We start from the raw sequence: 13,795 nt of genomic DNA on the forward strand, positions 1-13,795 counted from the left end.
TCTTTGCTGAAACTATAGTTACTGCAAATTTAACCATTATACAGTAGTTATTGAGTGTTGCGTCAGAATTCCCTGGAAATATTAAAGAAGAACCTGCGTTCTCCCTCGGCATTAAAATTAATATTGAAACGGGCCAGGATATTGTAAAAGGTCACCACATCAACACCGGTTCCGGCACCGAATAACAATGAATTCCCAAGTTTGGTATTGCTGAGCTCAGGATAATGGTTGCGTACATATCCGGCATCTGCAAAAGTGTTGAGATAAGCAGCCAGTGGAACTGTATTAAACTGTTTCACAGGAACCCAGGAGAAATGTTTCTGGAATGAGAACAGTTTGTATTTAATCTCATTTTTCAATAAGGCATAATCCTGTCCGTCAACTACATACAGCTCGTAGCCTCTTACCAGATCATTCCGGTATCCCAATCCAATGGTTTGTAAATAGGGCTGTCTTTTCGGAACAGACATTCTTGCCCGCACGCCAGTGTTCGCATACCAGCGTTTGCTGATTGGAATGTACTTACGATAAGACCCGTAAATAAATGCCTGATTAATATCATCAGAAGGTAAAAGTCCTATTTTTGAAATCTGGATACTCCCGCTTTGCCCACGTAACGGATACTGGAAATTGTCCCTTTTATCGTAACTGAACGTATAGGTAAGCTGGAAATATTTTTGGACTGTACGGCCTTTCAGCAGATAACCGGGATTCAGAATGGCAATTGTATCGGCTATTTTCCCATAACTCCAGCGCAGATCCAGGCCGTGAAAAGTATAGTATTTATTTCGGCGTGTAAGTGTTACATAAGAATAGAAGCGTTCTTTATTGACAACTTCACTGTTCAGATAATTGAGTTTATCGTTCCACGTCCTAAAAGCCATTGTTTTATTGGTAGAGTAGGAGGTGCCGACGGTAATTCCTGTTTTCTGGGCTTTGTCAATGTAGGGCAATGAATAAGCAACTTCAAATTTGGGTATAAAACCGAATTCTGCTATAAAACGAAGCTTATCAGCACGGCCGGTAACATTTCCATAACTCAGATAAACTCCATAAATGGTTCTTTTAAGATCCCGGTTTCTGTCATACCACCATTCATTAAAATTACGGTCAGCAAGCTGGAAAACCGGAAGTACGATAAAATACCAGCGCTCCTTTACCACTACTTTTATGTCAGTCCGGATGTTGCCCGAAACAGAATCCTGATCTGGCTTTGTAAGCAGGTCTACGGTAACAAATAAATTGGTGTTGATTATTTTCCGCCGGTCAATTTCCAGACTTTCCTGAACCATGCTTTTATATAAAGTGTCACCGGATCTGATTGCCATTTCCCTGAAAATGATCGCTGACCTCGTTTTGTGATTCCCTTCAATCGTAATATCTCCGATAATTATATACGGTATACTATCCGTTAAAACCGTTTGCGACAGAACCGGCCTTGAGGCAATGGCAAGTATGAAAACAAAGTAAAGATTAATGTACCGTAAGGGTTTACTCATTTGTGCGGGTCTGCGGTTTCACAATGAAACGATGTTTTGTATGGATATAGTTTGTCAAAAATACAGAAAAGAAGGTTTCACGCAAAGGCTGCAACGTTGATGGCGCGGAGAACGCAAAGTTTTAAGAGAAGTCAGCATTCTAAATTAGAGAAGTCAACTTTCTAAAAGTTGACTTCTCTTTTTCGGAAAGTTGCCTTCTTTAATTCGGAATGTAAAGGTTTCTGCCCACTCTCAGCACAAGACCTGCACAATGGCCGCTTTCCTCCTTCTTTTCCTTAATGTTATCTTTTTCAAAAAACAGATACAAAGGATAGTCTTTTCTAAATGACATACAGTATCCTACTTAACTAACCAGCTAATAATATGTCACTTTCCCGGGCAGAATATTTGATCGAAAAGCTGATCAGCAATAAACTCTCCGGGGAGGAATTATCAGAGTTGCTGGATGGAGTAAGTAATGAAAATGACCAGCAGCATTATTCTGAAATTCTGGAAATTTATTTCAACAGGCTTGTAGAGCAGAATGACGAAAACGAAAAACCTGAGTCAAATAAATAATCCAGAAAAATTTAACCCGATTATCAATACACCTTACCTAAAATGCATTAACTAAATACTTATTGAAAAACGATGAACGAGAACTTTACTATTCAGCGAACGCTTCGGCGCTTATTTTTCATGACCCTTCTGGCAGGGGCATGTATGTCGCTAGCCAGCGCACAAAGTGTGGTTACGGGCAAGGTGACGTCCAGTGAAGACGGTGCTGCAATGCCTGGTGTAAACATTATCCTGAAAGGGTCGCAAACAGGTACTACTACCAATGCTTCGGGTGCATACTCTATTGATGTAAATGGAGAAAATCCGGTACTGGTTTTTTCTTTTGTAGGTTACAATCAGGAGGATGTACCGGTAAATGGCCGCAGCATTATTGATTTTGCCATTTCTCCAAGTGCCGAAAATCTTAAGGAAGTAGTAGTTACTGCCCTGGGAATCAGTAAGGGCGTAAGAGAACTGGCCTATTCTGTGAGTAATATCAATGGGGAAGAACTGGTAAAAGCAGGAAATCCCAATCTGATGAAATCTCTGGATGGAAAAGTGAGCGGCGTTAACCTGACAAATCTCAGCAGCGATCCTACTTCATCGGTACTTGTAAATATCCGTGGTACCACTGCCATGCCCACCACAGGAAGCGGAGGAGCCAACGTGGCAATAAAAGGACAACCATTGTATGTAATTGATGGGATTCCGGTTGGTACACAGACTTTTACCTCAAAGGACGGTGTGGATTTTGGTAATATTCTTTCTCAGCTTAATCCTAATGATATTGCTTCCATTACAATCCTGAAAGGCGGAAGCGCCGGTGCGTTGTATGGAGCGGAAGGTGGAAACGGAGTAGTGATGATTACGACTAAAACAGGAAAAGGGGCTAAAAAAGGATTAGGCGTTTCCTTTTCAACCATGGCTACTGCCGAAAAGGCTTATCAGTTTATTGATAGCCAGATGGAATTTGGACAAGGTGAAAGAGCATACGAATGGCAATATGATAACACCGATACCTGGGGCCCTAAACTGGACGGCAATTTCAAGTCAGATTATTGGGATGTAAAGGATAAAACCTGGAAAAACGGGCCTATGGTTTCTTCCGGAGAAAATCGTGTAAAAGCTTATTTGCGTACAGGAAGTACAATTACTAATAATATTGGTGTAACCGGCAATTATGACAAGGGATCTTTCCGTTTGTCGCTGTCGAATATGACCAATAATGGTGTAATGCCAAACACAAAAACACAGCAGAAATCAGTCAATTTTAATTCGCAGTATAATATTACCAAACGCTTGTCGGTTTCGGTGAATGCGAGTTATATCAATACTTACAATCCTAATAAAGCCAATTCAACGGGTTCTAATAGTGTACTGAACAGTTTGCTGTTTAATATGCCAAGTAATCTTCAGCCGCTGAGTGACATGAAAAGTTACTGGCTGGATGGCTTTGAAGGTGTAAAGCAAAATGGTGCTATTATGAAAGACAATGGCGTGGACGTTGCTGAGAACAACCCATGGTGGACAACATATGAAAAAATCCACCGTTTTGGCCGGGATAATTATTTTGGTAAAATCCAGCTGAACTGGCAATTGTCTGATAACTTTTCCTTTTTGCTGAGATCGGGAATGGAAAATGTGAAGGAAAATTATGAACTGAGACAATCCTGGGGAGATAGAAGTGATGCGTTGGGACAATATGTTTCTGGTACCAATAGCAGTCTGGAAGCAAATTCAGATGCAATTCTATCTTTTAATAAAAATTTTGGAAGGCTGTCTTTAAGTGCAGCGGTTGGCGGTAATTATCGTTTTACCAATTCGAGCAGCCAGGAAATTATCGGTGGCGACCTGAATTCTCCGGCATTGTTCACATTGGCGAATATTAAAGCCGGAACTATGACTGTAAATGGTGACCCATATGTAATCGGAAAATCCATGAGCGCTTATGGAACTGCAACCATTGGATGGGATGATCAGTTGTTTCTGGATGTTACGGGGCGGAATGACTGGAAAGGGATTTTACCAGAGGAAAAAATACATTATTTCTATCCATCTGCATCGGTTAGCTGGCTTGCATCTGAAACTTTTAAAATGCCGGAAGCATTCAGTTTGCTTAAATTCCGTCTGGGCCTGGCTGATGTGGGTAATGGACTGGTAAGAAGAAGGTCTATTGATACATACAGTTATGATGCCAGTCCATGGGGCTCAATTAACACAGTAAGCCTCAATGCTACGATCGTTGATCCAAACCTTAAAGCACAGCATTCCGTGACACAAGAAGTTGGAACAGATGTGTGGTTATTCCGTAACAGGGTTAAGTTTGATTTTACCTACTTTATAAAAGAGCAAAAAAATCAGATCGATAATATTCCATTGGTAAAAGGAACAGGATATTCAGGATTGCTGACTAATATCGGTGATGTAAGAAGTAAAGGTTACGAATGGGGTTTGTCATTTACTCCCGTTAAATCAAAAGATTTTTCATGGGATGTATCAGCAAGTTTTACACATTATAAGGCTACCATCACCCGCTTATCGGACAGCTTTGCACCAAATGGTTATGTTTTCGCAAGTTATGATGGAAAAACTAAAGTGAAAATTGCAAAAGGTGAAACGATTGGTAATATCTATGAAGAAAATCCGATCCTGAGAGTAAAAACCGGTCAGTATGCAGGAATGCCGTTGCTGGATAGTGAGCAGGGTAAATTTCAGAAATCATCCGATGAAAGAGACCGCGGGCAACTGGGTAATTTCAATCCTGACTTCATTCTTGGCTTAAATACGAGTGTCAGATACAAGCAATTCACGCTGAACATGGTAGGAAGCCTGCGTAAAGGAGGTAAATATGTTTCTGTAAATCAGCAATATCTGGAATCAAACGGAAGAGCAACTACTACGCTCGGATCAGGGGATAACAATCCGTTATGGCAGGGCGGGCGTGATGCTGATCATGGTGGTATGGTTTGGCCGGCTGTGAATTCCAGTCAGTATGATGCGATCAATAGTAATAACAATGACAAGCGTTCCGATTTTCAGGATGCAAGTTATGAGAAAGGTGTATTCTTAAATCCGGGTTTTGAAGGCAATCCGGAAGATGCAAAAGACAGCGATTACATTGTGAACGGAGCGGATCCAAACAATACTTTTTACGATTTCCCCTACAATGCCTATGGCGACGTCATCTGGGATTTTACTTCTACCAGAACTTATGATGCTACCAACTTCAAAATGAGGGAAATTTCAGTGGCTTACACTTTACCGCCGGCTCTTACAAAAATGTATAAGCTCAATAATGTAACACTTGCATTGGTGGGAAGGAACGTATTTCAATGGAATAAATCAGGCAGGCACGAAGATCCGGAATCTGCATTTAGCGGCGTGGGTTCCAGTCAGGGTGTGTTGAGAGCTACATTGCCAAGCATTCGTTCATATGGATTTAAGCTTTCACTTGATTTTTAATTTATAACTTTTGGTTAAAGAAACTATGAAGCCAATACTGAAAATATTTACGATAATAGGATTGCTGGGGCTTGCATCATGCAGCGAAGATGAGTTGAGAACGGCGGATACCTTACAGCAGAAAGATGCTGTGGAATCCGTAAATGATCCATATCTGCTGGCCTCAATCATTAAAAAAACATCTTTGTTTTACCAGAAAATGGGCTACGATTCACGTATGCTTCCAGGCGCTGTGCAGCACATGGAAAGCAATTACCAGAGTAGCGACAATTTTTATGCCGGATTTAAATCTCCGGTAACGAGCATGTACGATGCCATGGATATTCTTAAGCTAATCGATGGTTCGATTGGTTTGGCGGAAACGAGAGGTTCAAAAACCCATCAGGGAATATTCTCCATTTTCAGGGTATTGCTGTTTTCTTACATGACGGATTTTTATGGGGATGTGTATTATTCGGAAGCTTTAAAGGCCAGAGAAGGAATACTATATCCGAAATACGATAAACAAAGTGATATTTATAATGGTTTGCTCACTGAGCTTGATGCGGCCGCAACATTGATTACCGAAGGGACTGAGCCGGTATCAGGCTCTTATGACCTGATGTTTGCAGGTGATAAAGTGAAATGGCAGAAATTTGCAAATTCACTGAAACTGCGTTTGTTAATGAGGGCGTCGGCCAAGTTACCTGATGCAGGAGCAAAAATGTCTGCACTACTTAACGCTCCGGTTTTCACTGACGCTACGGACAATGCATCTATTGAATATGTAGGTACAACAGGAGGAGAAAATGGTAACTCATGGACAGGTGGGATCTTAAACTGGGGCTCAGCGGATGAATTCGATAAAAGAAGGCCTTCCAAAACGCTGATTGATAAGCTGACAGAACTGAATGACCCGCGGATGAAAATATGGTTTGCACCGATAGAAAAACCTTGGACCAGTGATAAGGCAAAAAATGGTGTCACTTTTGCTACAACTGATCCAAACGGTTATAGTTATACTTCTACCTGGGAATACATTGACCGCTCCAAAAGCGAAATAGCTTTGTATGCAACCAAGGATATTCTGATTGATTCCAACAAGGTATATGCGGGCTTTATTGCCGGTATGCTAAGTGACTGGAAAAACGGTAACGGGCATTATGACGTTGCGGCCGGTGGTGCAACAGGAAATTTTAAAGTATCTAAATTTTCAAAATTGTTCAGGGAAAACAAACATCCTTTACTGAAAGCAATGGTGATGAACAGCGATGAAATTCAGTTCATTTTGGCAGAAGCCGCGGCAAAGGGCCTGATCACAGGAAGTGCAGATACGTATTATCGCAAAGGAATTGCCAATTCGTTATTGAGATGGGGCGTTTCTCAGGCAGATGTAGATACATATCTTGCACAAACGAGCGTTGCTTTACCCGCCGACAAAGCTGGACAACTGGTAAAAATAGCGGATCAGAAATGGATTGCTTTGTTCCTTGTATCATCAGAAGCTTATCTGGATCTGCGCAGGACAAAATTGCCCAATATTTTCAAAAATGGCAGGTTAAGTGGTTTCGATTTTCCATTACGCTATCGTTACCCCGGCGATGAACTGGGACAAAACAGAACAGCTTATGATTTGGGAGTAGGTACTTTATCCCCGGCTACGGATGACGAAGGAGCAAAAATGTGGCTGCTTCAATAGCGATCCGGCGATCCGGCGGCCAGGCGATCCTGCGGTCCGGCAAAAAATGTATATACCCTCTGAATCGGAAAAAACTCCAGGCAATCTGCCTGGAGTTTTTTTAACTACTCAAACTCAACTTTCAATAAAGACAAGTGATGAATAATTTGAAACAAATTAGTTAATCTTCCTCATGGCAGCATAAGCGTTGCAGATTCGATTGAGGAACAATTTCCGGAGGACGCTTTTACCGAGTAGGCTTTTTTGCGTGGTGCGGTTATAATACGGTTTTTCTGTGTTACACCCTCAGAAGGTGTGATAGTATAAGTGTAAGTGCCTTTGTAATTAGTAATAACAAAAGTAGCATTGGTACTACCGGCAGCAGGCTGGTCGTAGATACTAAGTGTTGGATTATCCGGTATGGTACACGCGCGGACTGCATTGCAAAGTCGCAGATCTATCCATTGTCTGGTATCTGTGGATGATGTATTTTTTAAAGTCACAGAGGTAAAATAACTTCCTCCGATATTAATCATAGAAGCATTTGCGGTTAACCCTGGTTTTGCATGGATCGTATTTCCGGATACTTCATATACATCCGGGCACGCATCAGGAGAGTTGTTGAAAACGGTTAGAACCGGAGTAACGGGTGTATTGCTATGATTGGCACTAATTGTAAGCTGGTTACCCGCCAGGCTATTCTGCGAAACAAGTGCAATCTGTACATTACTGACCGGCTCACTGAATGTGAAAGTAATGGATCCTCCAATCTTTCCTGTGCCGGGAAAAAATAACAAGGCACCTGGTTTAATTGTCAGACCACATTTAGAAGAGCTTGGACTCATGCTGTAAACTGCGGTATTAATAGTTTTGGTGATAGAAACCGGTTGATTATCAATTGAAACAGTAGCAGGAAAATTGTTAAATCCAAGTCCCGGATTCGGGCAGTTTATTAATAATGGTGATGGAGGAACCTGGCCAAAAGCTAATGTACTTATCAAAAAGCAAAACAACGGCAGCAAAATCCTGCTAAAACCAGCGTGCTTTTTATTAAAAATCTTTTTCATATTTTATAATTTTCGTTCGTGGAGTGGTGTATATTAAAATTCGTTTTTTAAAATTTTGTGGGTGTATTTATTTGCCTTTTTCTACTTCTTTTTCCTTGAATAATTGTATGAACCATGAAACATCTGCACTTTCAATATCCAGCAGATATTTGTCCGCGCCTTTTACAGAATAACCTTTGATAATTCCTGAGGAGACATAAAACGTATACAGCAGCTGGCTTTTGGATTTTTTATCAAAAACCCGGACTCCGGTTATTTTGTAATCTTTTTGGTCCCGGGTCTGGAATTGCGAAAAAACCTTGGCATGGTGGGAAAAGGCTACATAATTGGCACTACCTATAACGACTCCTTTAAGTAAACCTGCATCTATCTGTTCTTCCAGAATTTTAAATTCTTTGGGTAACTGTCCGATTACATTTTTTAATAATTTAATCTCCCAGGTTTGTGCTCCCGATCTTTTAAATAAGTTATACATATACATTTAATCTTTATTAGTTTGGCAATTGATGACCAGATCGATGTGGTTATTATGCCTCAGCAGCGATTAACTCACAGTCATCATCTCTCTTAGTTTAACTATATTATCTACTTTCAGTTTTTTGAAAATACTGGTTTTCATGGCACTGATTGTACCTAGTTTTCTTCCGAATACTTTGGCGATTTCGGAAGTTTTTATGCCTTGTATAAGGCTTTTTGCAATTTCGTATTCCCTCGGGGTAAGGGGAGGAAAACTATTTGCAGGCAAGGCTTTATTTTCAATAATGTATTCATCCAGTATCAGTTCCAATACTTCTTTGCATACGTAGCGTTTCCCTTCCAGCACGATCTCAACACACTCAATAAGTTTGTTTGTACTGTTCTGCTTCGACAAATAACCATTTACACCCGCTTTCAGGTAAGGTACGATCAGAGAAGCATCCGGTCTGTCGTCATACACAATAAGGGCAGTTTTAGGGTACTGTTTTCTTAGCATATTTACAAAACTCAGACTATTGGTGCTGGAATGCTCACTAAATCCCAAAATGACCAGATCAAGGCTTTGCCTGGGAAATGACTGCTGAAAAGCAGCAACATTTTCGGAGCCTAGGATTTTGACTTCTTTGAAATGATCTTTAATGAAAAAATCCAGGCCCGTACGTAAAATAGGGTGCCTGTCAATGATTGCAATTGTTTTCATAAGATTTATTTTAGCAAAAATGTTTGGTTTGTGTTTCGATTGTCAGCCGCCGGACCAACGAAGCGCCGTTCTGAAATCAATCCTCCCAACGTCCGCCAGGAGGCTGATCAACTACTCAAACTCAACTTTTTCTATAATTTTTTTTATAGCATTTTGCATTGCCTGGCTTTGATTCTGCATATTTTTGGTACTAGCTGTAGGCATTTTTAAAAATCAAATGATCACCTTTCTTGAAAGCAGAAAGCTAGGCATATAGATTTTAAGAAAATTGTACATAGGGGCTATCTTTCCAAAAAACGATTATTTCTTAGCTTGCGTCAAATTTCTGCTTCCTAATAGATAGAACTCATTTAACAGCCAATTAAATTGATTATCAGAATATTTGAACGGTATTTGATAAACGTTTATCAAACCTAATGCTACAAATGTATACGGGGCTGAATCACTTCTCTTAAATTAGATATATTATCCACATCAAGCTTCTTAAAGATCGTATTTTTAATTGTACTTACCGTAGATGCTGTTACTCCTAATGTTTTAGCAATTTCAGAAGTTTTCATGTTCGCGATCAGGTATCTTGCAATTTCATATTCACGACGCGTAAGTGGAGGGAAATTGTCATCCCGGGAAGTTCCTCCCGCCACATAATAACTTTCCAGTATCCACTGCATTACTTCATCATTCACATATCTTTTTCCTTTTAATACTTCCAGGATGCATGTTTCTATCTCGTCCAGGCTATTTTGTTTTGTAAGATATCCCCGCAAACCGGCCTTTAGATAATGAGTGATCATGGAAAAGTTAGGCTTTTCGTCGTACACGATTACGTGGCCGGTAAATGGTTTTTTGCCTTTACTTTCCATCGTAATGAAATTAATATTGATGGCATTGGCACTTTGATTGATCCCCAGGATAATCAGATCCGGATTCTGGTCTGAAAAATCTTTTTGAAAAGTTGTAATACTCTCAGATTCAATGATGTGCACATTTTTGAAGCGGTTATTGAGGAAAGAAACCAGTCCCGCTCTTGATATGGGATGTTTGTCAATTACTGCGATTTTCATAGCGATACCTTTTATTCTTTAAATTTTTAAATCCCGGCTAAACCGATGATAACAGATTTCTTTCTTCCAGATTAGTCTTTCCGAAACCGGAAAACTTATTACTTATACAAATTCATTTTTTCTGTTAGTAGCCTTTAATTAATCGCTCTATCCTGAACGTTCCCGACATTGCATCCCCAACTATGATAATTGTAATATTATAAAAAACCATTTTCTGAATTCAGCATTACTTGATCGTACCAATTGTCCTGAATTACTTTTTGTCTCTGTAAACGCGTATAGTGCAGGGAGGTTTCATTATTTTATCGTTGACGATCCGGGCTTTTTTACAATGTATGATTTTAAATTTGTCAAAAACAAAATATCTGAAAAAGGATAAAAATGAAGGATAGACAACTACCCAATTTTTCAGTATTGATATTTTAATTGTTTTCTAAATAATGGATTTGCGTATACAAGGCAGAATCAATAAAATAATCCAAATTGTATTTCGATAAAGATCCTTTGATAGGATTATTTGTGGGTGGTATCTTGAATTTAATCATATTAGTATTTTTAAGTGTGAGTATTATCAAATTTATAGTACGATTTTGTAAATATACGCAGTGGCTCAAAAAAATGTTTACAGGGACTAATTATTTATAAATATTTATTATTTGTATGACTATTTGCATTAAAAATGTAATAAAATTAATAAATTATATACTTTACTAGAATCTTTATAGAAGAAATTGAAATAAATTTCTACAAAACGTCGATTTTGTTGAAATATAATACCTCATAATATTGTCATATTGGTAGTGCCAAACAAAAAGTATTCGAGAATCAATCTGGTTTTATCCATCGAATATTTGCCATTGAATAATAATTATCTATTCAAAAATTCTATAATTGCATCACCATGATTTTTTCTGTTCGTTTAACTATCCTCATTTGTACAGGGCCGGGTTTATCTTCAAAACCAAGTTTATAATACAACTTATGGGCTTCCGGCATTTGTATGGTAGTCTGGAGTAAGAGTTCTTTTGTATTGTTTTCATCACGCGTAATACATCGTTCAATTAGCTTAGTGGCAATTCCCAGGTTCCTGGCAACTTTGGCAATGATCAGTCTGGCAAATTCGAGTGTGTCTCCATCCAGTCTTTTTAAAGCGACACAGCCTACCAAATTTTGAATCTACTTCGCATAAAAAACGAATCCGCCTTCGGGCAAAAAGTACCGATCCGGGTTGGTTAATATATATGTGTTCTTTTTCCATGTTTCCGTTCAACACTTCATACAACCAGGTTTCTGCTATTTCATAAAAATGCATTTTATAGATAGTTTATAATCAAGTGCTTATACTTGTTATAATTCATGAACCACTTTTAGTTTTCATCAACCGAAGTTTTGGAAAGCCCTTTTTCAATTCGGTTTTGTAGGATCAAAACATCAGGATAATTATGTTCTAAAACCTGCTTTAACATTTCCCCAATTGGCATCCGGATTTTTATAATTTTATTACACGCTTCTATTATTGATTTGTAATGAATAGTCTGAAAGCGAATTTATTGAGTAGAGTGAACAGGCATAAATTCTATTCATTAAGGGAAATAACGATCAATATGAAGGAAAAACTGGCAATCGACGGAGGATCAAAAAGCATTACAAAGGCATTTCCATGGCCTGTATATGACGAGACTGAAATAGATTCTGTTGCGGAGATTGTCCGGGGCGGGAAGTGGGGAAATCCGGATTGCGGCGATGAAGTAGCAAAATTTGAAAAAGAATTTGCAGCTTATTGTGGAAGTAAATATGCGGTAAGCTGTGTTAACGGTTCAGTTTCTCTTCGTTTGGCGCTAATTGCCTGCGGCGTAAAGCCCGGAGATGAAGTGATCGTACCGCCTTATACGTTTATCGCTACGGCGTCTGTTGTGATAGAATGTAACTGTGTGCCTGTGTTTGTGGACATTCATCCAGACACTTATAACATTGATCCGAAAGCAATTGAAGCAGCCATTACCGAGCGTACAAAAGTAATTATTCCTGTACATTTCGGTGGTCTGGCTTGTGATATGGATGCGATTATGGACATTGCAAAACGGCACAACCTGCGGGTAATTGAGGATGCCGCACACGGGCATGGCGCTGAATATAATGGTAAGAAATTAGGCTCCATTGGTGATGCCGGAAGTTTTAGTTTCCAATCTTCTAAAAACCTTACTGCGGGGGAAGGCGGGATAGTGATCACCGATGATGATGAATTATATGCCATGATGAGTTCGCTGCGCAATGTTGGTCGTGTAGAGGGCGGACAATGGTATGATCATTATAATCCCGGTTGTAATTATCGTATCACACAAATGCAGTCAGTGCTTCTTTCCAGGCAATTGGAAAGGCTCGAAGAGCAAACGATCAAAAGGAATCAAAACGGTTTGTATCTAAACGAACTATTGAAAAATGTTAAGGGGATTACCCCTCTAACCAGAGGTGAAGCAATTACGATGCATTGCTATCATATTTATATTGTCAAGTATGACGCTTCAAAATTCGGAGATATACCCAAAGATAAATTTACAGAAATGCTGGCAGCAGAAGGCGTTCCGTGTTTTAAGGGATATCCGCATCCGTTGTACAAACAGCCTCTTTTCCAGAACAAAAATTTCATGTGTTATGCCATTCCGGAAACCGTGGATTACAGCGAGGTTTTTTGTCCGGTAGCCGAACAGGCTTGCAGCACCGATGCCGTGTGGATATTACAGCATGCGATGCTCGGAGAAAGAGAAGATATGGAAAGTTTTGCAGCAGCTATTTTGAAAATTCAGGCAGTAACCAGCAGTATTTAATAAGTTAAAAAATACAGTAATCTTACACTCCAAACTGTCCTAAATGGTGATCCAGATGTTTGTAAAACATCACATTCCATTCTGCTTCACTTAGTTTTCCGAATGAAAGCGACTCCTTTCCGTCAAAAAATTTGGCGCCTGATTCCTGTGTTTCTTTGATGTAGGCGATCAGGCGTTTTTTTTCTGTGTTAAAATCCCGTTCGTCTTTGATCAGGAATGCAGGTGCGGTCTGGGAATTCTTTTTATATGGTTTAGGGCCGACAACGGAATCTTTTATGAAAGTTTTAAGAATAAATTTCATGAACACATTCGGCGCTTTATGTTTGTTCTCGTAGGCCATTTCGTACGTTACACAACAATGTGCCATCATCTGGGCTGCATTCATTTTACCCCAAAGCGGTTGTGAATCCGGCTTAATATGATTAATCCTCTCAATGATTTCATTGGAGACTTCGGGAAGGAAAATGTTCTTCATAGGGTATAATTGATTAAAGGTGGTTTCAATTC

The 13,795-nt window shown here is 39.4% G+C and carries 12 protein-coding genes; 4 read left to right on the top strand and 8 right to left on the bottom strand.

Annotated elements, in window-relative coordinates:
- Positions 1-62: 62 nt before the first annotated feature.
- The gene (locus KZC02_RS19220) at positions 63-1,499 is read right to left on the bottom strand and encodes a BamA/TamA family outer membrane protein (RefSeq protein ID WP_221390175.1); all 1,437 of its coding nucleotides are present in this window, start codon (positions 1,497-1,499) and stop codon (positions 63-65) included.
- 199 nt (positions 1,500-1,698) lie between these two features.
- On the bottom strand, positions 1,699-1,830 hold the full coding sequence (locus KZC02_RS32550; RefSeq protein ID WP_255636896.1) for a hypothetical protein: 132 nt from the start codon (positions 1,828-1,830) through the stop codon (positions 1,699-1,701).
- 32 nt (positions 1,831-1,862) lie between these two features.
- Between KZC02_RS32550 and KZC02_RS19225 the strand changes: the two genes are divergently transcribed.
- From KZC02_RS19225 to KZC02_RS19235, 3 genes are all read left to right on the top strand, one after another.
- A complete protein-coding gene (locus KZC02_RS19225) occupies positions 1,863-2,057 on the top strand; it encodes a hypothetical protein (RefSeq protein ID WP_221390176.1) in 195 nt (64 codons plus the stop codon).
- Between the two features lie 72 nt (positions 2,058-2,129).
- Positions 2,130-5,498, top strand: a complete 3,369-nt coding sequence (locus KZC02_RS19230; RefSeq protein ID WP_221390177.1) for a SusC/RagA family TonB-linked outer membrane protein — start codon at positions 2,130-2,132, stop codon at positions 5,496-5,498.
- A gap of 25 nt (positions 5,499-5,523) precedes the next feature.
- Complete coding sequence (locus KZC02_RS19235; RefSeq protein WP_221390178.1) at positions 5,524-7,176, top strand: SusD/RagB family nutrient-binding outer membrane lipoprotein; 1,653 nt, start codon at positions 5,524-5,526, stop codon at positions 7,174-7,176.
- A gap of 170 nt (positions 7,177-7,346) precedes the next feature.
- Here the strand turns inward: KZC02_RS19235 and KZC02_RS19240 are convergent, their stop codons facing one another.
- The 5 genes from KZC02_RS19240 to KZC02_RS19260 all read right to left on the bottom strand — a co-directional run bounded on the left by KZC02_RS19240 (position 7,347) and on the right by KZC02_RS19260 (position 11,630).
- On the bottom strand, positions 7,347-8,222 hold the full coding sequence (locus KZC02_RS19240; RefSeq protein WP_221390179.1) for a hypothetical protein: 876 nt from the start codon (positions 8,220-8,222) through the stop codon (positions 7,347-7,349).
- A 67-nt stretch (positions 8,223-8,289) separates the two neighbouring features.
- A complete protein-coding gene (locus tag KZC02_RS19245; protein WP_221390180.1) occupies positions 8,290-8,697 on the bottom strand; it encodes a hypothetical protein in 408 nt (135 codons plus the stop codon).
- A 69-nt stretch (positions 8,698-8,766) separates the two neighbouring features.
- A complete protein-coding gene (locus tag KZC02_RS19250; RefSeq protein ID WP_221390181.1) occupies positions 8,767-9,399 on the bottom strand; it encodes a response regulator transcription factor in 633 nt (210 codons plus the stop codon).
- A gap of 419 nt (positions 9,400-9,818) precedes the next feature.
- Positions 9,819-10,463, bottom strand: a complete 645-nt coding sequence (locus KZC02_RS19255; RefSeq protein WP_221390182.1) for a response regulator transcription factor — start codon at positions 10,461-10,463, stop codon at positions 9,819-9,821.
- A gap of 885 nt (positions 10,464-11,348) precedes the next feature.
- Positions 11,349-11,630: a GNAT family N-acetyltransferase gene (locus KZC02_RS19260; protein ID WP_221390183.1), complete on the bottom strand. Its 282-nt coding sequence runs from the start codon at positions 11,628-11,630 to the stop codon at positions 11,349-11,351.
- A gap of 437 nt (positions 11,631-12,067) precedes the next feature.
- Here KZC02_RS19260 and KZC02_RS19265 point away from each other — a divergent pair, with 437 nt between their 5' ends.
- Positions 12,068-13,288, top strand: coding sequence for a DegT/DnrJ/EryC1/StrS aminotransferase family protein (locus KZC02_RS19265; RefSeq protein ID WP_221395112.1), 1,221 nt, complete (start codon positions 12,068-12,070; stop codon positions 13,286-13,288).
- Between the two features lie 22 nt (positions 13,289-13,310).
- On the opposite strand, the gene KZC02_RS19270 is transcribed toward KZC02_RS19265, so the two are convergent.
- The gene (locus tag KZC02_RS19270) at positions 13,311-13,763 is read right to left on the bottom strand and encodes a DUF1569 domain-containing protein (protein ID WP_221390184.1); all 453 of its coding nucleotides are present in this window, start codon (positions 13,761-13,763) and stop codon (positions 13,311-13,313) included.
- Positions 13,764-13,795: the final 32 nt, after the last annotated feature.

Origin of the sequence: Dyadobacter sp. NIV53 (genome assembly GCF_019711195.1) — a bacterium.
Taxonomy (GTDB): Bacteria; Bacteroidota; Bacteroidia; order Cytophagales; family Spirosomataceae; genus Dyadobacter.

Coding starts and splice junctions, on each gene's coding strand:
- KZC02_RS19220 (WP_221390175.1), bottom strand. CDS start 1,499: ATGAGTAAACCCTTACGGTACATTAATCTTTACTTTGTTTTCATACTT.
- KZC02_RS32550 (WP_255636896.1), bottom strand. CDS start 1,830: ATGTCATTTAGAAAAGACTATCCTTTGTATCTGTTTTTTGAAAAAGAT.
- KZC02_RS19225 (WP_221390176.1), top strand. CDS start 1,863: ATGTCACTTTCCCGGGCAGAATATTTGATCGAAAAGCTGATCAGCAAT.
- KZC02_RS19230 (WP_221390177.1), top strand. CDS start 2,130: ATGAACGAGAACTTTACTATTCAGCGAACGCTTCGGCGCTTATTTTTC.
- KZC02_RS19235 (WP_221390178.1), top strand. CDS start 5,524: ATGAAGCCAATACTGAAAATATTTACGATAATAGGATTGCTGGGGCTT.
- KZC02_RS19240 (WP_221390179.1), bottom strand. CDS start 8,222: ATGAAAAAGATTTTTAATAAAAAGCACGCTGGTTTTAGCAGGATTTTG.
- KZC02_RS19245 (WP_221390180.1), bottom strand. CDS start 8,697: ATGTATAACTTATTTAAAAGATCGGGAGCACAAACCTGGGAGATTAAA.
- KZC02_RS19250 (WP_221390181.1), bottom strand. CDS start 9,399: ATGAAAACAATTGCAATCATTGACAGGCACCCTATTTTACGTACGGGC.
- KZC02_RS19255 (WP_221390182.1), bottom strand. CDS start 10,463: ATGAAAATCGCAGTAATTGACAAACATCCCATATCAAGAGCGGGACTG.
- KZC02_RS19265 (WP_221395112.1), top strand. CDS start 12,068: ATGAAGGAAAAACTGGCAATCGACGGAGGATCAAAAAGCATTACAAAG.
- KZC02_RS19270 (WP_221390184.1), bottom strand. CDS start 13,763: ATGAAGAACATTTTCCTTCCCGAAGTCTCCAATGAAATCATTGAGAGG.